The organism is Acidisarcina polymorpha (genome assembly GCF_003330725.1).
Taxonomy (GTDB): domain Bacteria; phylum Acidobacteriota; class Terriglobia; order Terriglobales; family Acidobacteriaceae; genus Acidisarcina; species Acidisarcina polymorpha.
The window spans coordinates 5,783,518-5,801,352 of record NZ_CP030840.1 but is presented as its reverse complement, the minus strand read 5'-3'; the positions used below and the strand labels follow the sequence as shown (position 1 = coordinate 5,801,352).

Below are 17,835 nucleotides of genomic sequence, written 5' to 3'. Positions count from 1 at the left end.
AGCAGCAGCCATGACCGGGGCTGTTTTCCATGGTTACACTGGCCGCTTGATTCATATCGTTCGCTGACAAATATTGCTCATCGACGAGGTTAGCGCTTCTTTCTCGCCAGCGCTGACTTCGCCGATGACTTTGCAGAGACCTTCCCGGCAGCTCGAGACTTGGCCGCCGAACCCACCCTATCGGCTGCCGGCTTCGCCTTCACGGGCGGCTTCGCTACCTTCGGCTTGATTAACACCTTCCCCTTAGTTGCCGCCTTCTTGACCGCTGAGCTCTTCTTGCCAGATGGTTTAGCGATTGGCTTGCTCTTAACCGCCCCTTTAGCAGCGGACTTCGGGGCCGGCTTAGCCAGGGATTTAGTTGGGGCCGGACTGCTGGTCGATTTGTGCGCTTGAGCTTTCAGCACCGGATGTCCCGCGGCTTTGCCGGGAGAATGAACTGCTGGCTTGGCCTCAGTGGTATCCGCATGTTTGATAGCAGTCGCATGCTTGGTAGGAGTCTTCGATGCCGGCTTGACTTCCGGCTTAGGCTCATCCTTAACCGGGGCAGCCGCGCCAGGTCTTACCGGAGACTCCGTCTTTTTTAGAGTTTCATCGATCCTTGCTGTCCCTGATAACCCTTGCTTCGGAGCAGGAGCACTCGACTCATGGTCCGCTGACCTCTCTGTCGATTGTTGCAACGTAACCGGCTCGTCTACAAGTTGAGGAACGCTCCGAAGAACGGATCGCGGAATAAGTTCTGCACGCTCGTCCGCAGTCTCGCTCTCTTCATCGGAATCCACGTCTTCATCGCCTTCGTCATCGTCGCCGGCGGCGCGTCCTTCGACAAGTTCTTCGTCGTCCTCGTCGCGGAGTTCGCGGCTCTTCTCTGCCGACTTCTTCGAGCGAGTGCGGCGAATGCTGACCGGCGGAGGAGGTGCGGGTGGCGAATAAGGCTCCAGGAACAGCCGCATCTCCTCTTCGGTCGAAAGCCTTCCGTCAATTAACTCGAAGAAGATATTCTTGACAAGCTCCTGATAACCCTCAAGCTCGGGGACGATGCGCATCTCCTGCATCAGCGCGTATGGAATTTTCTGGCGCGCCTCTGGCCACACCGAGAAGAAGTCTTTGAGCCTGGCCTGCACAGCTGCGGTTTTGCTTGTCAGTCCCAACCAGAGCAAAGCTTCAGGATCGACTGAAGTCAGCAGTTTCCAAGCCGCCGAAGGCGTTGCAGCTTCTTTGCCGGTCAGCCTCTTTCCCAGCTCCTTCGCACGCTCCTCCTGAGTCTCCCATTCGCGGACAAAACCTTGCCGCACAAACATCTGCTTCAGAGTTGTCAGGTCTTTAGGGGCCAGCTTGGAGGTAAGCAGCTGCGCTTGCGCTGCGGAGGGATCGGGATTTACCCCTTGCATCTGCAAGTGAACCAGAACCTCGCGCATCGATGCCAACAAATCAGTATCCGCTTTGGCGCTCGTCCAAGCCGGGAAAAGCGACTTCATCCATCCTTGCTCTTCGAGGACCTTCAGAATCTTGAGGCCATCCTCTTCATGGACGATTTCTTCTACCTCATAGCCCTGCGCATAGGGGGAAAGCTGAGCTATAACATTCTCTTCTTTTGCGTTCTCGAATCTCGCCTTTGTCTTTTCCTCCAACTCCCACCCGAGCCGAGCCTGGAATCGCGACGCCCGGATCAGCCGAACCGGATCCTCCAGAAAGCCGTAATTGCTCACTAACCGAAGCAAACGGGCTTCGAGATCGGCAACCCCGTTCAGTGGATCCATGAGCAGCCCATAGGAGCCTTCATTCAAGGAAAGCGCCATGGCATTCGCGGTGAAGTCGCGCCGGCGCAGGTCTTCGAGAATACTGCCGGGTGAGTAAACTGGCTTTCCGAGGGTCGGAAATTCTTCGCGGCGGGTGCTACTGATTTCCGCTCGAACGCTGCCGGGGAACCGCGCAAAGAGGGTCTGCGAAGGCTCATGCTCCCCCCACAAAACCGCTCCCGCTTCCTGGAGCTTCGTCTTGAGTTCGAGAGCATTGCCCTGAACGGAGACGTCCAGGTCCCTGACCGGCGAACCGCTGGTCAGGTCGCGCACTGCGCCGCCGGTCAGGAAAACTGTCATACCGGCTTCGCGTGCTGCTTCGCGAATCATTTGCAGGGCGCCCTGCTGAGAGGGTGAGAGGCGGTTCTCGAGGAGGTAAATATAATCGGGCATGCTTGCGAAGTTGCTCCAGCCGCCGTCCCAAATTACGCCCTCTGGATTTCACCTTAAGGCTTACATTTTGAAAGAGTTAGGGGCGCACGGGCGCTGATTGCAAACAATAACTTAACATATTGGCATCCAGTTGGCTACCATTCTGCACAACTTTCGTTGCTCAACGTAGCAGGTATATAACTTTCTGGAGCGCGAACTGTCCTTTATTCTCAATCGCTCCATAGGATTTATGCCCTCTGGCCGAAAGAAAGCGATCGTTCGCAAACTCAGTCGAGATTGGCTGTCGGGATATCTGCCGGCCTCCAACTTCGCCCACAACGGGCAGATGGAACTGCTCGATCTGACGGGCAAAGTCACGACCCTGCAGTTAGATGCGATAAAGTGGGTGTGTTTTGTGCGCGATTTTAATTCCGGGGAGCCAGGCAATCCTGAGCGGCTTTTGCGCAAGAATTTCGCCGCACGCCCTCGAAACGAAGGAGTTTCTCTCCGTCTCCGCTTGAAAGACGGCGACATCCTTGAGGGCCTGGCCGCCAACGACCTCACGTTGCTCGACTCGCCCGGAGTTTTGCTGACGCCTCCCGACATTCGCTCCAATACTCAGAAAATCTTTGTACCGCGGTCAACCATCACCGATCTGTCGATCCTCGCGGTCATCGTCAACTCTTCCCGGCGGAAACGCTTCGAGCTTCCCCATCAGGAAGACCTCTTTACCGCGCCGGAAGAACCGGCTGAGTGAACTCTTTTACAATCCAACCCATGAAGTTGGGTGAGTTAGCACTTGCGCTGGGCGCAGAATGCGATGGGGCTGTCGACGAAGAGATCACGGGCGTCGCCGGCATCGAAGAGGCAGTCCCTGGACAGTTGACTTTTATTGCCAATAAGAAATACGTGGGATACGCCAGAACCACAAAGGCATCGGCGATCCTGGTTAGCCCCGATTTTCCGCCTCTGACCATCCCGACGCTGCGCATTCGAAATCCTTATCACGCCTTCGCTCGTGCCGTCGGTCTGTTCTACCAACCGCCAACTTATCCCCCGGGTATCCACCCCACGGCGGTCATCGATCCTACGTCACTGATTGGGAAAGATCCCCACATTGGCGCCTATGCCGTTATCGGCGCGGGAGTGGTTCTCGGTGATCATGCCACTCTGCTGCCCCACGTAGTCCTCTATCCTAAGACCGTCATTGGTAGCAACTTCTTCGCCCACGCCCACTCTGTCGTTCGCGAAAACTGCCGTCTCGGTGACCGGGTGGTCCTCCAGAATGGCGTGATAGTTGGCGGGGATGGCTTCGGTTTCGCCAAAGGAGAGGATGGCGCATGGTACAAAATTCCGCAGTCCGGACCTGTCCTTATTGGAGATGATGTTGAGATCCAGTCGAATGCGTGCGTCGATCGCGCTAGCGTTGGCGAGACACGTATTGCGAATGGAGCCAAAATTGACAATCTGGTTCAGGTAGGCCATGGCTCTTCGGTTGGCACTAACACGCTGCTCTGCGCTCAGGTCGGTCTCGCCGGATCCTCTCAGATAGGCGACAATGTCATCTTGGCCGGTCAGGTTGGCGTCGCCGGACATTGTCATGTGGGTGATGGGGTCGTGGCCACTGCACAATCCGGAATTCCGAACGATGTGCCCGCCGGACAAATAGTCAGCGGCTATCCCGCCATCGAGAATCGCCAATGGTTACGCGCGGTCGCTTATTTTCAGCGCCTGCCAGAACTTTTTCGCGAGGTCAAACGTCAGGGCAGGAAGGAAAAAGAGATACGAAATCATGCTGACCAGGGATAGGCTAACGACACCAACCCTGATTCAGCATCTAATCACGACATGTCGAACGAGATAGTCTTTGGGCCGCCAGGAAGCTCGAGCCAGGTCGCGCCGCCAGCAATCGGGCAATCGACTGACGATCTTTCCCCAGGCGTCGATCGGCTGATTCGAGTTTTGTTGCTCGACGACGATGCAGAGAGCTTGTTGCTGCGATCCACAATCTTGCGCAAACACGGATACCTTACCGAGTCCGCCAGCACCATCCAGGAGGCCAGCGAGCTCCTCGACCAGATTGACATTGCAGTGCTCGACTATCATCTGGGCGCCGGTCAATTTGGCACAGAAGTCGCTTCCGTTCTCCGTCGCCGACGACCCGAAGTGCCGATCATCATCCTTTCCGCGACGCTCGAACGCCGCTTCGGCGGCGTTGAAGACATGCATCTGCTTAAAGGCTATAGTTCGGTGGACGATCTCCTGGCTGCGTTGCGCTCCTTTGAGGCAAAGTTGCGCGGCAAACCCGTAGTCGTCGATGCCCGCGATTTTTTCTATTCCAGAATTAACATGGCTATGGGCGAGGACGTGGTACTCGAAGTGCTCAGCGGTGAGGGTGACTGGCTGTACGTCAATGAAGCCTGCGCTCGCCTTCTGGAGCGTCCCCGCGAATGGTTCCCCGGCCGGAATCTGTTCATCGAGTTCCCGGAAATCTCTGCCGATTGGCGCGATATCCTCAAGACTGTGGTCACTACCAAAGAAACCTACATTGATCGTACCTATCGGGGGCTGCTCAACCTGCCCCGAAAAGGTGAGGAGTGGGTGTGGAATGTTCTTGCCTTCCCGATGACCCTGCATGACAACCAGCCAGGTGTGGTGCTGACCGCGCGGATTCTTGAACGCAAAGCTTGAATCGCAAAGTCCCGTATAAAAGAATCGAAAGCGAGCATGAGTCAGAAGCGCCTTTCCCGTTGTACTCGAATTGCTCTTCTTACTTCAATCGGCCTCATCGTCATGGGATGCCACTCCCATTTTGTCGACACCACCATCGACAATCAGGGACCGTCTGCGATTCATCTCGTGGAAGTCGACTACCCCAGCGCCAGTTTCGGAGTTGGCAACCTTGCTGCAAACTCGCAATTTCACTATCGCTTTAAGATCCAAGGCTCCGGCGCACTGAAGATCGAGTTCACCGACTCGCACGGACAGGTTCACAACGTTGACGGACCCGAGCTCAACCAGGGCCAGGAAGGCCGGTTGATCATCGCAGTCGGTCCTGAGGGGAAGGTCAGCTGGCAACCAAAACTGTCGGCCCCCCAGTAGGCTTACCTGGGTGTTGCTCCATGCCCGCTATGAAGAGAACCCACAAACAAGCGGGTCAGAGGTGAAAGGCAGATGAAGCATGTCGTGCTGCTGGCTCTAACTATGGGGCTCTTCGTAACCGGCGCAACCGCGGCAACTCCTCCGTACACCATGCTCTACGTCTTCGGCGACAGCTATTCCGACACCGGAGCCGGCTACGTCGACGGCAATGGTCCAACCGCGGTAGCCTACCTTGCAGAGTGCCTTCATATCCCTTTTACCTACTTCGGCGATGCGGATAGCAAAGGCAAGGGCCTCAATTTCGCCGTAAGCGGCGCCAGAACGGGCTTTGGAGAGGGTCAGCACTTTGAGCATGGTGAACTGCTCGGCCGCGGCATGCGCAATCAAGTGGACGATTTTGCAGGTCTCGTGAAAAGCGGCCGGATCCACTTCGATCCCAGGGAGACCATGTTCTTCTTCGCGGGCGGTTTGAACGACCGTTCTCTCCCGGCGGGCGCCACGTCCTTAAACCTGAAGGCCGAGATCGCAACCCTCTATGCGCTCGGCGCTCGCCGCTTCATGGTTGCTCTCCTGCCGACCAAAATACCCGCATTCGCAACCACTGGTATTCGCTTCAATCCTCAACTCGCCAGGATTCCGGCTGATCTGCAGGCCAGATTTTCGGACATTCAGATCGAGAATAGCGACTGGGGTTCGTTCTTCGACGAAGTCATGCAAAATCCCGGCAAATACGGCATCACCGACACCACCACCCCGTGCGCCGGCCGCGCCTTGAAGAATGAGGATCCGACTCCCTGCACGTCACCCTCGAGCCACTTTTATTTTCACGAGGGTCACCCATCAACGGCCGTGCACAAGGCAGTCGGCGAAATGCTTTGCCGCGAGGCGTCGCGCCGGGCGCAATCGCGTTGAAAACATTACGAAAGTTTCTGGTAGTTTTCGATTACCGGGCTACAATAGGGCAGCAGAGATCCCGGCGTAGCCGATATTTCTGCTGCCGTCATCATCGTTAGACAGGAGAACGACATGGAAACGAAAGTCTGGACACGCCCTGATTTTGAAGAAGTGACCCTCGGCTGCGAGATCAACTGCTACGCCCCCGCGGAAGTCTAAACCTTGCTGAAATTCAAGCTGCTGGGGACAGCTGCCGGTGGTGGCTTCCCCCAGTGGAACTGCGCCTGTTCTCTTTGCCAACTGTCCCGGACCCAGCCTCAACTGACCGCCCCAAGAATGCAACTGCAAGCCAGCTTTTCGGGTGATGGCGAGAATTGGTTCCTGATCAACGCTTGCCCCGACCTCAGATACCAAATCGAAGCCAACCCCGAACTCCAGCCATCAGCCGCTCTGGGCAAACGAAACACGCCGCTGCATGGGATCTTGCTCACCAGCGCCGACCTAGACCAGGTGCTCGGCGTCCTTCTTCTCCGCGAATTTCAGCCGCTCACCATCTATGCCACTTCCCTCGTGCGGAAGGTGCTGGAAGCGAACACTTTCTTTCGGATGCTGGATCGAGTTCCCCAACAACTGACCTGGGTCGAGATCTCCCCCGATCACCCGCTTCTGCTCGATCACGAGATCACCTGTCGAGCGATCCCGCTTTCTGGATCTTTGCCGTTTTATGCGCGCGACGTGAATCCAGCGCAGGACGGTCAGGCCAGCCTCGGGCTGCTCTTGGAAGCGAGTGGGCTTCGCATCGCCTACACGCCCTCACTGCCGAAGATCACCGAAGAACTCCTCGCAATCTATTCCACCAGCGATGTAATTCTGGTCGACGGGACTTTCTGGAGCGATGCTGAGTTGAGTAGCACCCACGCAGGCACCCCTTCGGCGCGGAGCATCGGACACATCCCAATGAGCGGGGATGACGGCATCATCGCTCTCCTTTCCCAAATCAAGAAGCCCAAGAAAGTCTTCGTTCACATTAACAACACCAATCCCGTTCTCGACCCGCGTAGCGCAGAATACAACCAGGTCATCCAGGCCGGTTGGGAGATAGGACATGACGGATGGCAACTGAATTAGCTGTCGCACTCACGACTGAAGACGACCTGCTTTCGCGCCAGGAACTACGTGCGCGCCTCCTGGCAGTCGGCGAGGCCCGGTACCACCACCGTCATCCGTTTCATGTACGAATGCATCAAGGTGAGCTGACTCGAGGACAGCTGCAGGCTTGGGCGCTCAACCGCTATTACTATCAAAGCCGCATTCCCATCAAAGATGCGCTGCTGCTGGCGAAAAGCGACGATCCTGCGTTTCGCCGCACCTGGCGCAAACGCATTCTCGATCATGACGGCGATCAGGACGGCTACGGCGGAGTTGAAAAGTGGATTCAACTCGCCGAAGCCACTGGTCTAGACCGAAGTTCGGTAATTTCCTATCGCGGCATCCTTCCCGGCGTCATCTTTGCGGTCGACGCTTACCTCGCGCTGGTTCGCGACAGTTCTCTGCTGGTTGCCGTGGCTTCCTCGCTGACGGAACTCTTTTCCCGCGACCTCATCTCTCTGCGCATGGACAAGATGAGGCTCCACTATCCCTATCTGATTCCCGGCCTGGCCTACTTCGAAGGACGCCTCACTCAGGCTCCCGAGGACGCCGCCTTCGCGCTCGATTACGTCTCCACCCATGCCAGGACCGCGGCGGAACAGCAGCAAGTCATCCGTGCCCTCGAGCGCAAATGCGAGATCCTCTGGGCACAGCTGGACGCCATCGATTACGCCTACGTGGAGCCCGGGTATATTCCTCCCGGCTGTTTCGTGCCCGGAGAGTCATCTTCGGCTGCCTCAAAGACGAGATAAGCTGATATGGACTTGAATTCCACACCACGATTTGCCCCTGGCTGCCGCCTCCATGGAACTGAACCGGTCTTGCTCGTACCCGAAGGAACGCTCAACCTGGCAGGCCCAGCTCGAGACGTTCTCGTCTATCTTGACGGTCGGCGAAATATCGCGGCAATCGTCGCGGAGCTCCTCAAGCAATATACCGGCGCGCCTCAGGAACAAATGACTGAGGACGTCCTCAGCCTCCTCAACCGCATGGAGCAACGTGGCGTCATTCGAGCGTCCGGTGAATAAGGCCTAAAACATTGCGGTAAGGACTAAGAACAAGGAAGCAAAGATAAAGAACAAGAAATATGAGGGCCGATCTCGGATTCGCAGGCTGAGATTCAGAACACAATGTCAAATCTCGATTCAAATCCGCCGTCCTTCAAGCCCTTCTCGCTGATCGCTGAAGTCACCCACCGCTGTCCGTTGCACTGCCTCTACTGCTCTAACCCGCTTGAGATGCAGCGAACCGAAAAAGAACTCGCGACCGAAGACTGGGTTCGCGTCTTTCAACAAGCTGCCCGGCTCGGCGTCCTTCATCTGCACCTCACCGGTGGAGAGCCACTCGCTCGCAAAGATCTTCCAGATTTGATTGTCGCTGCCCGCCAGGCGGGCCTTTACGTCAACATGATCACCTCCGGCGTCGGGCTGACGGAAGAGCGGCTCGCCCTTCTGGTCCAATCCGGGCTCGAACATTTGCAGCTTAGCTTTCAAGATATTGACGAAGCCTCCGCCAACCATATCGCCGGAACTCGCGCACATGCTCTCAAGTTGGCCCTGGTTCCCGTGCTCAAACGCTTTCCCCTGGCGTTCACAGTTAATTTAGTCGTCCATCGCATGAATCTTGACCGGCTGGAAAGCTTCATTACTCTCGCCGAAGAGCTGAATCCAGACCGATTGGAGATCGCCCACGTCCAGTACTACGGATGGGCGCTCAAGAATCGTAGCTTGCTGATGCCGACCCAGGAGCAGGTGGATCGCTCCATCCCCATCGTCGAGGCGGCCCGGCAGCGCCTCAAAGGCAAGATCCATTTGGAAGCCGTTTTTCCCGACTACTACGCCAGCTTCCCCAAGGCCTGCGTAGGTGGTTGGGGACGGCAAATGATGCTCATCGACCCGGCCGGCCAGGCAATGCCCTGTCATGCCGCTGCGGTGATTCCCGGCCTTCATTTTGACAACGTTCGCGAACACGATCTTGCCTGGATATGGAGCTCCTCCTCAGCATTCAATCGCTTCCGAGGTGACGCGTGGATGCCGGAGACCTGCCTGTCGTGCGCGAGGAAAGAGAAGGACTTTGGAGGCTGCCGTTGTCAGGCATACCTGCTTACGGGCGATGCCGAGGCAATCGATCCGGTTTGCGGCTACAGCCCGCAGCACAGATTGCTGCAGCATCTGAGAAGTTCGGCTCCCGAAGTCCTCCCCATCTGGAGACAGTAGGGGAAGATTGGCGAATTCGTAGCCAATACAGCCTAAGACCTTCAACTCACTTTTCAAGTTACGGCACACCCGCATTTGTCTTGTGGTGATGGCCGCCGCTCCGAAACGCCGGATCTTCAAACGCTGTTTTGCCATCCTCAGCGGAAAACCCCTTGAGTAGCGCCGGGTTGGGTCGAAACTTCTCTGCCCCTCCGTGCAGCTGGCGCACGTCGCTGAGAACAATACCCGACCGGTCGGCAAACGAATGCACGGTTCCGCGAATTTCAATTTCCTGGCCATGTAAAGGATCGAGAGCGCCCACGCCTTTCCGGTCCTGGCGTAAGCTCACGATGGTGAAGTGGCAAGCCGCATCGGTTGTTTCCGGGCTACAAACATCCAAGAAACGGGTCCCATCCGCGAGTTCCACGACATCGTAGACGTGAGCTCGAATGCACACATCCTGGTTCAGGTGCTGCCCAGCCTCGGCCGATTCGTAACAAGGCCTCTCACCCGCCATGCTGGTCAATGTAGATACAACGCTGCCCCCAAATGCCAGGCACAGGATCATCTTCCGCCGCATCGATCATCCTCGAAGGAGAGTGATGCTAACGTACCAGCCCGTGCCCGGTGTCGATGGAAGGAAATGGACGTCATTACGCTTCCAGATCCAATCCGGGAAATGACGTTGAATCCGACTCTACCGTACGAGCTGGAGGGAATGGCCGTAGCCTAGGACTGGGCTCGAGAATACCTATGGACGGGATCGCCATTCGATCTGGGAAAAGCGCTTTAACTGGCGTGAAATTTCCTTTACAGGCAGCTGACTGGTCGGCAGCCTGCAGAATAGACCAAATCCACACCCGCTAGAGGCTCTTAACTCACTTCAACCAACTGCTGTTCAGCGGGTGAATGCCCGTAACGATGGTCCACATACTCATTCAGGATTCTCTTGAAGTCCGGAATGATCGTCTCGCCTCGCAAGGTGACCGCCAACCGGCCATCGATGTAGACGGGAGCCTTTGGCTCTTCCGCTGTGCCAGGTAGAGAAATGCCGATGTTGGCGTGCTTCGATTCACCGGGCCCGTTGACGATGCAGCCCATAACCGCGACTTTGAGCTCCTCGACACCGGCGTAGCGCTCTCGCCACTGCGGCATCGTATCGCGCAAGTAGCCCTGAATCTGCTGTGCCAGCTCCTGGAAAAAGGTGCTGGTCGTCCGCCCGCAACCTGGGCAAGCAGTCACCTGAGGGGTGAAACTGCGGATAGAGAGCGATTGCAGGATCTGTTGGGCCGTCTGGACCTCTTCGGAACGATCGCCGCCCGGCTTCGGCGTCAATGAAACTCGAATGGTGTCGCCAATCCCCTGCAATAACAGCGGAGCCAACCCAGCTGCGGACGCGACGATTCCCTTCATGCCCATGCCTGCTTCGGTCAGGCCCAGATGCAGCGGATAATCGCAGCGCGATGCCAGGACACCGTAGACGTCGATCAGGTCGCGAACTCCGCTCACCTTCGCACTCAGAATTATCTGGTCGTGGCGCAAGCCATAGCGCTCGGCGGCGGCAGCTGAGTCGAGCGCGCTGACCACCATCGCCTCCATCATCACGTCGCGGGCATCGAGCGGCTCTGCGAGACGGGAGTTCTCATCCATCATCCTGGTCAGCAGCGCCTGGTCGAGCGAACCCCAGTTGACGCCAATCCTCACCGGCTTCTGGTTCTCGACCGCGCATTCGATCATGGTGCGGAAATTGTCGTCGTCCTTGCGTCCAATCGAGACGTTGCCGGGATTGATGCGGTACTTCGCCAAGGCCCGTGCGCATTCGGGATACTTCTTCAACAGCAGATGCCCGTTGTAATGGAAGTCGCCGATGATCGGGACATCGATACCGAGCTTCGCCAATCCATCGACGATGGCAGGCACGGCCATCGCCGCCTCATCGTTATTCACCGTCACCCGAACCAGCTCCGAACCAGCCGCCGCCAGCGCCGCTACCTGCTGGATGGTGCCTGGGATGTCGGCGGTGTCTGTGTTGGTCATGGACTGGACGACGACCGGCGCATCCGAACCGACTCGGATGCGGCCGATCGTCGTGGTCACCGTCTTCCTGCGATAAATTTCCGGCATAATTCCTCGAACTTCTAGTTTACAACCCCGAGACTGCCCGAAGTGTGGGGCGTATATTCTTGGCGCCAAACACGGCGAGCGCTCAACCTTTCGGGTGATCCCTGCCGGAAACTCTGCCCTTATACTTAGGCCGTTCAGCGACCTCGGCTAAACCCAGGGAAAACAGAAGCCATGGCTACACCTGCAACCGCTACGACCCAAACCAATCCCAGGCGACCCAAGCGGGGCACCTACCGCCCCAGGCCCGAAACGCTCGCCCTGCTGAAGACCTCCGGCAACGCTATCAACGGAGTGGGCGAGACAACCCCGCGCCAGGCTTCCCCCTTCTTCTGGCATCCGCCCGACATGCACCCCTTCGGCGAACTGCAAGCTTATGCGCGGCAAAATTTTCGCAAATGCCCCGGCTCCGACGAAGCGTTCAAGGCCGCTTATGACTTTCCGGAACTTGTCCCCGTGAGCGAAACACGCAACCTAGCATCGCCCGAAGAACTTACCGCACAGGCCACCGCCTTCGCTCTTGCCCATGAGGCGGACGCCGTCGGCATGACCCCGATGGATCCTCTCTATGTCGTCGCGGGCTACACGATCGAGGAGCCGTGGGTCATCGTGCTGGAGCTCGCCCACAACTACGAGCGCCTGAAGGAGGTCCCCTCCGACGAGACCAACTCAGTCGGCATGATCGACATCGCGGACCAGTATGCTCGCGGCATGCGCTCTTCCTACGCGCTCGCCAACTGGATTCGTTCGCAGGGCTACTACGCGAAACCATATCCCGGCTCCGGCGCTGCTGCGCTGCTCCATATTCCGCCAGCCATCGACGCCGGCCTGGGCGAGCTCGGCAAGCACGGCTCGCTGATCAGCCGCCAATTTGGCTCGGGATTGCGCCTCGCCGCGGTCACGACGCACATGCCGCTCGTCGCCACTGGTCCCGACCGGTTCGGCGCCGACGAATTCTGCAAGACCTGCCAGGTCTGCACTCGCGCCTGCCCGCCAGCCGCGATAGCTGATGAAAAGCAGATGGTCCGCGGCCAGGACCGCTGGTATGTCGACTTCGACAAGTGCATCCCGTATTTCACCGAAGCCTCCTCCTGCGGCATCTGCATTGCCGAATGTCCGTGGACCCGCCCCGACGCCCGCCCCAAGCTGTTAGCCACTATGGCGCGCCGACTCGAGGCTTCGCAGTCTTTCGAAGAGGAAGCTGTCGAGACGACGCGCTAGCTGAACTCGAACAAGCCCGGCAGCACGTCTCCCGCCTTCCCCAGAACAACTTGAGTGAAGGCGGCTGCGTTCGCTGGAGCTTCAGGACCCACATAGACGGTGCGCACCTGCTGGCGGCCCACTCGATTCCGTTGGTTCGCCCAATGCACAAAGCTGGCGGCCGGGTACACTACCCCCGAAGTCCCTACCACCAGCAAGACCGTACAGCGCTCGATCTCCCGCTGAATGGTCTCCATCTCAAGAGGAACCTCGCCAAACCAGACGATATGCGGTCGAATTCGCGCACCGCATGCGCAGCGACCGATGGTCGCGAGGGAATCATAGTGTTTCTCATCGGAGAAGACTGGCCTGCCGCACTCATCCTCGCAGCGCGACTCAAAGAGCTGGCCATGCATGTGAATCATGCGCACCGAACCGGCGCGTTCGTGGAGGTCGTCGACGTTCTGAGTACAGAGAAAAAAGCGATCGCCTATAGCAGATTCCAAGGCGGCGAGGGCCCGATGCGCGGGGTTTGGCTCGGCCAGCCGCGCATCCCGGCGCCGCTGAGAATAGAAACGCCATACCAATTCGGGATCGGCGATCCACGCTTCGGGAGTAGCCACGTCCTCCACCCGATGCCCGCTCCAAAGACCATCGCTATCCCGAAAAGTGGCCAGGCCGCTCTCTGCGCTGATGCCCGCGCCGGTCAGCACGAAGACACGATCTTCTGTCGAGATTTGGATGGGTGTCATATTCTTCTGCCCTACCCTTTCCAGGATTGCTACCTCAATCTTCAATTCTCTTCAAGGAGAGGCGGTCACGTCCAGCCATCGCGTAAGCTGAAAAGATACTGATGCGTGTCTATCCCAAATTCCTGCTCTCGGCTCTCGCACCGGAGCAATTTCCTCAGCCCTCCGCCCCGGAGGTCGCTTTTCTGGGCCGCTCGAACGTCGGGAAATCCAGCATGATCAATGCCCTGCTCGGCTCCGATGAGGCGCGGGTCTCGCAAACTCCAGGGCGTACCCGGGCGATTAACTTTTTCGCAATCGCTGACAGTCCCACCCGCCAGCAGCCTCGCTGGATCTTCGCCGATCTTCCCGGTTACGGATACGCAAAAATTTCCAAGTCTATCTCCGCTGAATGGCCCAGCTTCATCGATCCCTATCTGACCAACCGCGAAACCCTCGCCCTCTGCATCTGCCTGGTTGACAGCAACATTCCCGTGCAGCGCAGCGATGCTCAGTTGATCGAATTCCTTACAAGCGTAGGCAGGCCTTTTCTGGTCGTTGGGACCAAGGCAGACCGGCTCTCCGGGAACGCCCGGGTGAAGGCCGAGAAGACGCTTCGTGAAGGTTTGGGAATCGAGCGGATGCTGCTCTGTTCGGCCGAGACAGGTCGTGGCATAAACGAGGTGTGGGCCGAAATCAATGCCGTGAAAGCCTAGCTGCGACGTTGGCAAGACCCGTCTGCATGATGCTTCGGGATCACCAGGTTGAGTACGCCTGTCCGTCGCTTCCGGTTTCAGATGATCCGCTATGGACGTCGTTCACGCCACCATCTGTTTGATCAAGGCTCTGTACTGAATCGTCGGTCGCGGTCACCCAGGTGGTGTTGCTGTGGGTCATCGGATCCATGGGAATGGACTTGAGATATCCTGCCGTCACCAAGTCATCGAGCGACTGGGGGGCCTTCTCTTTGTCGTTGGTGTAGGCGTCGATCGCCTGACGCAGTACATGCAAATCCTCTTTGAGTACCGCCTCTTTGGCATTCTTCAGCGAGGAGATGTAACTCGGGATTGCGATCGCAGCAAGCACCCCGATAATCAGCATCACGATCATCAGCTCGACAAGCGTGAAGCCGCTGTCCTGCCGTTTTAGCCGAACCCTCATCCTTCGCCCTATGCCGCCCAACATGATTACCATTCCTTGTATTTGGTGCCGTCGAGCCCAGTGCCTTCCGATTTCGTGTACACGTCGAAGACGTTCTGACCGCCCCAGGAATCGCTGGTCGCGTCGTCCTGCATCGATCGCAATCCCCACTCCGCTTTTCCCGTCATCGGATCAACCGGAATGCGCCGCAGGAACTTCAGCTTCTTGCCCTGCACATCGACGCCGGTAACCAGCGTTTCCATGTCGGGGGGATAATTCTGGCTGTCGACCTTGGTCTGAAAAGCGCCTTTATCGGCGGCGTCCTTATACTTGTCGATCGCGTCCCGCATCTGCCACAGGTCGTAGCGGAGTTCCCGCTCTTTTGCCCGCTTGACCTCAAAGCGGGTCACCGGAACCGCAGCAGACGCGACGATCGCCAGGATCGCGACCGTGACAATCAATTCAACCAGCGTCAAGCCACGTTCCGAGCCGCGCTCGCCGTCTCGTACGCACCTCTTTTGGGTCCATCTCAACCACGCTTCGCTCATAAGAGCCTACTGAACATGAACGGTGATCTGCGAACCTGTCACCGGCAACGCTTGCTGAGCGCTGTTCTTTGCACCCGGCCGGGTAATCGCAATAGGAGCGTCTCCGGGCGCCTTTGCCTGGAACGTCATCAGACAAACCGGTCCGGAACCGTTGACCCCGGCCACGCCGGGAGGCCTCGATGCGGAGATCGCCACGCCGCCGTTCCCATCGTCGCGATGCACCAACGCCACCGCCTGTCCGTCGGCGCCCAGAAAATTGCCGGAATCGACGTTGATGAGCGTCAACTTGGTCTGGTCATACTGCACCTGTAAAGGCACGGAGAAGATGTCATGCCCACCATTCAGATTGACCGCAACCTGGAAGCTGCTACCCACCTTTGGCGGGGTCGGGGGGGTGGTCAGCTGCAGTGCCACCGGTGCGCCGGTGTTCGTCTCCGCCTCCTGATGCATGGCCGCCAAAGCACTCGCGGCCGCCACTGGCCCAGTCACGCCGGCTGGACTGCTGTTCGATGCCGTCGGGGCCGGCGTTACCACCGGTGCTACTCCATCGTCAGTCCTCGGTTTGCGTCGTATCTCTACCGCGCTGCCGGTGCCGGTGTCAATCTGCTCTAAGTTCAGCGGACTTAACTGGGCTCCGCGCACCACGTGGGGGATCAGCAGGAACACAATCTCATCATCGATCTTGCTTTTGGTGATGGTACTGAACATGTATTTCAGGATTGGTAGTTCCCCGAGACCCGGCCAGCCGCTAACGGCCTTGTTTTCTTCCTTGTCCAGCAGGCCGCCGATCATATTCACTTCGCCTTCTCGGAGACGAATCACCTGGTCTACGGTGCGCTGGCTGATGATCGGCTCGGTGACTCCGCTGATGGTAGTCTGACCACTCTCGGACGAGATCTCGATCTTGAGCTTCAGGGTTACATCACGGTCATAGTGAATGGTCGGCTTCATGTCGATATTCACGCCGACGTCAATGTATTGGAACTGCGTCTGGACAGCGCCGATACCCCCGAGCGCCGAACCGCCGACGCCATTCGAGAATGACCCCGTTGCAATCGGAATACGCGAACCGATCTTCAGCGTCGCCTGCTGTCCGTCTGTCGCCCGGATACGCGGGTTCTGCAGCACCTTGGTATCGCTGTCGCTCAACAGTAGATTGGCTTGAGCGGTCCCGAGCGTCACGGCGAAGTCATTGGCGTTCAGATGCGCGAGGTTATTCAGGGTCAAGTTGTTGGTCGTGGTAGTACCGGTCGTGTCCGTCGTAGTGTTAGTCGAAGAGGTGGCCGTCGTCGGAGTCGTAATCGTGACCGACGCGGTTTGCGGCAGCTGGATACCGATCTGCGTCATCTTGTTACGGTTCACTTCGAGCACAGCGACGTCGACGACGACCTCCGGCCGCGCCTTGTCAAGATCGTTGACCAGCTTTTGCGCGAGCAGCAGTTCATCTGGAGTCGCCCGCATCACGATTGCATTCTGACTCGGTACCCCGTACAGCTTGGCGTTGGTGAGCACGTTGCGCAACGCTGTTTGAATGTCGTTCAGATCGTTCTGCTGAGCTGAATTCGAGAGATAAAAGGTTTGTACCGCTTGTTCGTCGAGCTCAGTCCGCTTCGCGCGAGTGTTTTGCGCAACGAAGATCGTGTTGGACGTAATCGGTCTCCAGAATGTTCCGGAGATCGTCCCGATGATATGCAGCGCATCGAAGAGCGACACATTCGAAAGATCGACCTGGACACGTTTGCCGTTGTAATCGGGATCGAACAATACATTGATCCCGGCCAGCTTGCCGACCGTCTGGTAGATAATCTTGCTGTCTTCGACAGAGTGTACCGTGATCGGCTCGTTCGAGATCGGCCGCAGCCTGACCGGCGATGACATCTCGCCCATCTCGCTCATTGCCACCGGACCGACTGAGGTCTCTTGCCGTTCCTGTGGGGTGCCCATAGTACGCCGCGCTGCATCGACATCTTGTTGCGCGAGTTCGTATCCGGGGTCGATCTCCAGCGCATGCAGAAATTCCGTTAAAGCGCCGGTATTGTCGCCTTGATCGCGAAGCCGCTCCCCACGCTTGGTATGCATCGCCGCAGCCGAAAAGCGGGAGCGCTCATAGGCCGTCTTATATCGCAAATCTTTCGGTGATTTTTGAAAGGCCTTTGTATAGAGATCGTAGGCGGCATCGATATCGTCCCGGTCTTCGGCCGACTGCGCTTTCTTAAAAAAGCTTGCCGCTGATTCCGCATAGGCCCGCGGTCCGATTGGACCCTCAAGGAACAGGACAACAAGCAACAAAACGGCCACAATCCACTTCGTGTCCGAAAAACTCAAGCGACTCATGCAGCTCCAGAGAGAGGTTCGATTTCCACCGCCTGCCCGGGTTGCGGCGAGAGGGTCCAGATTGAGACGGGCACTTCCGCAGCCATCGCAGGATCGGAGCTTCTCGATCCCTTCGACTTCGCTGCCATCCACAGGCAACTCCGTTGTTTTCACCAAGCTTCGCTCCCCGAGTATACCATCGGCAGGGGCAGCAACTGCCCCGCCCGGAGGGTCTGCTCACGATTCGACACGGTGCATGCTAGCATTGGAAATTAGA

General features: G+C 57.7%; 19 protein-coding genes. 12 read left to right on the top strand and 7 right to left on the bottom strand.

From position 1 onward, the window contains the following. Positions 1 to 89: 89 nt before the first annotated feature. A complete protein-coding gene (locus ACPOL_RS24705) occupies positions 90 to 2,189 on the bottom strand; it encodes a CCA tRNA nucleotidyltransferase (protein ID WP_114209413.1) in 2,100 nt (699 codons plus the stop codon). Between the two features lie 229 nt (positions 2,190 to 2,418). On the opposite strand from ACPOL_RS24705, the gene ACPOL_RS24700 reads away from it, so the two are divergent. The 10 genes from ACPOL_RS24700 to pqqE all read left to right on the top strand — a co-directional run bounded on the left by ACPOL_RS24700 (position 2,419) and on the right by pqqE (position 9,529). Beyond that, entirely contained in the window at positions 2,419 to 2,925 is a 507-nt protein-coding gene (locus ACPOL_RS24700) for a DUF6982 domain-containing protein (RefSeq protein ID WP_114209412.1), read from the top strand. A 20-nt stretch (positions 2,926 to 2,945) separates the two neighbouring features. Next, entirely contained in the window at positions 2,946 to 3,977 is a 1,032-nt protein-coding gene (gene lpxD / locus ACPOL_RS24695) for a UDP-3-O-(3-hydroxymyristoyl)glucosamine N-acyltransferase (protein WP_114211036.1), read from the top strand. 39 nt (positions 3,978 to 4,016) lie between these two features. Further along, positions 4,017 to 4,859, top strand: coding sequence for a response regulator (locus ACPOL_RS24690; protein WP_114209411.1), 843 nt, complete (start codon positions 4,017 to 4,019; stop codon positions 4,857 to 4,859). Positions 4,860 to 4,895: 36 nt separating this feature from the next. Beyond that, a complete protein-coding gene (locus ACPOL_RS24685) occupies positions 4,896 to 5,270 on the top strand; it encodes a hypothetical protein (protein ID WP_114209410.1) in 375 nt (124 codons plus the stop codon). 72 nt (positions 5,271 to 5,342) lie between these two features. Continuing rightward, a complete protein-coding gene (locus tag ACPOL_RS24680; RefSeq protein ID WP_114209409.1) occupies positions 5,343 to 6,182 on the top strand; it encodes an SGNH/GDSL hydrolase family protein in 840 nt (279 codons plus the stop codon). Between the two features lie 114 nt (positions 6,183 to 6,296). Then, positions 6,297 to 6,383, top strand: coding sequence for a pyrroloquinoline quinone precursor peptide PqqA (gene pqqA, locus ACPOL_RS36530; protein ID WP_114209408.1), 87 nt, complete (start codon positions 6,297 to 6,299; stop codon positions 6,381 to 6,383). A gap of 3 nt (positions 6,384 to 6,386) precedes the next feature. After that, positions 6,387 to 7,292, top strand: a complete 906-nt coding sequence (gene pqqB / locus ACPOL_RS24670) for a pyrroloquinoline quinone biosynthesis protein PqqB (RefSeq protein ID WP_114209407.1) — start codon at positions 6,387 to 6,389, stop codon at positions 7,290 to 7,292. Continuing rightward, entirely contained in the window at positions 7,277 to 8,065 is a 789-nt protein-coding gene (gene pqqC, locus ACPOL_RS24665; protein WP_114209406.1) for a pyrroloquinoline-quinone synthase PqqC, read from the top strand. The genes pqqB and pqqC overlap by 16 nt, the downstream gene beginning before the upstream one ends. 6 nt (positions 8,066 to 8,071) lie before the next feature. Beyond that, positions 8,072 to 8,341: a pyrroloquinoline quinone biosynthesis peptide chaperone PqqD gene (pqqD, locus tag ACPOL_RS24660; protein ID WP_114209405.1), complete on the top strand. Its 270-nt coding sequence runs from the start codon at positions 8,072 to 8,074 to the stop codon at positions 8,339 to 8,341. A gap of 102 nt (positions 8,342 to 8,443) precedes the next feature. Further along, positions 8,444 to 9,529 carry a pyrroloquinoline quinone biosynthesis protein PqqE gene (gene pqqE, locus ACPOL_RS24655; RefSeq protein WP_114209404.1) on the top strand — a complete coding sequence of 362 codons (1,086 nt, stop codon included), beginning with the start codon at positions 8,444 to 8,446 and terminating at the stop codon, positions 9,527 to 9,529. Between the two features lie 58 nt (positions 9,530 to 9,587). On the opposite strand, the gene ACPOL_RS24650 is transcribed toward pqqE, so the two are convergent. Beyond that, positions 9,588 to 10,088, bottom strand: a complete 501-nt coding sequence (locus ACPOL_RS24650; RefSeq protein ID WP_114209403.1) for a hypothetical protein — start codon at positions 10,086 to 10,088, stop codon at positions 9,588 to 9,590. A gap of 293 nt (positions 10,089 to 10,381) precedes the next feature. After that, positions 10,382 to 11,632: a flavodoxin-dependent (E)-4-hydroxy-3-methylbut-2-enyl-diphosphate synthase gene (gene ispG / locus ACPOL_RS24645; RefSeq protein WP_114209402.1), complete on the bottom strand. Its 1,251-nt coding sequence runs from the start codon at positions 11,630 to 11,632 to the stop codon at positions 10,382 to 10,384. A 171-nt stretch (positions 11,633 to 11,803) separates the two neighbouring features. Between ispG and ACPOL_RS24640 the strand changes: the two genes are divergently transcribed. Further along, positions 11,804 to 12,850, top strand: coding sequence for a 4Fe-4S dicluster domain-containing protein (locus ACPOL_RS24640; protein ID WP_114209401.1), 1,047 nt, complete (start codon positions 11,804 to 11,806; stop codon positions 12,848 to 12,850). Here the strand turns inward: ACPOL_RS24640 and ACPOL_RS24635 are convergent. Then, a complete protein-coding gene (locus ACPOL_RS24635; protein ID WP_236657004.1) occupies positions 12,847 to 13,581 on the bottom strand; it encodes an SIR2 family NAD-dependent protein deacylase in 735 nt (244 codons plus the stop codon). The two genes, ACPOL_RS24640 and ACPOL_RS24635, sit on opposite strands and share 4 nt — an antisense overlap. Before the next feature lie 101 nt (positions 13,582 to 13,682). Between ACPOL_RS24635 and yihA the strand changes: the two genes are divergently transcribed. Continuing rightward, positions 13,683 to 14,273, top strand: coding sequence for a ribosome biogenesis GTP-binding protein YihA/YsxC (gene yihA, locus ACPOL_RS24630; RefSeq protein ID WP_114209400.1), 591 nt, complete (start codon positions 13,683 to 13,685; stop codon positions 14,271 to 14,273). A gap of 40 nt (positions 14,274 to 14,313) precedes the next feature. Here the strand turns inward: yihA and ACPOL_RS24625 are convergent, their stop codons facing one another. The 3 genes from ACPOL_RS24625 to ACPOL_RS24615 are packed head-to-tail and all read right to left on the bottom strand — an operon-like array spanning position 14,314 to position 17,732. Next, entirely contained in the window at positions 14,314 to 14,718 is a 405-nt protein-coding gene (locus ACPOL_RS24625; protein WP_114211034.1) for a type II secretion system protein, read from the bottom strand. A gap of 26 nt (positions 14,719 to 14,744) precedes the next feature. Then, the gene (locus ACPOL_RS24620) at positions 14,745 to 15,245 is read right to left on the bottom strand and encodes a type II secretion system protein (protein ID WP_114209399.1); all 501 of its coding nucleotides are present in this window, start codon (positions 15,243 to 15,245) and stop codon (positions 14,745 to 14,747) included. Positions 15,246 to 15,251: 6 nt separating this feature from the next. Continuing rightward, the gene (locus ACPOL_RS24615) at positions 15,252 to 17,732 is read right to left on the bottom strand and encodes a cohesin domain-containing protein (RefSeq protein WP_236657565.1); all 2,481 of its coding nucleotides are present in this window, start codon (positions 17,730 to 17,732) and stop codon (positions 15,252 to 15,254) included. Between the last annotated feature and the right edge of the window lie 103 nt (positions 17,733 to 17,835).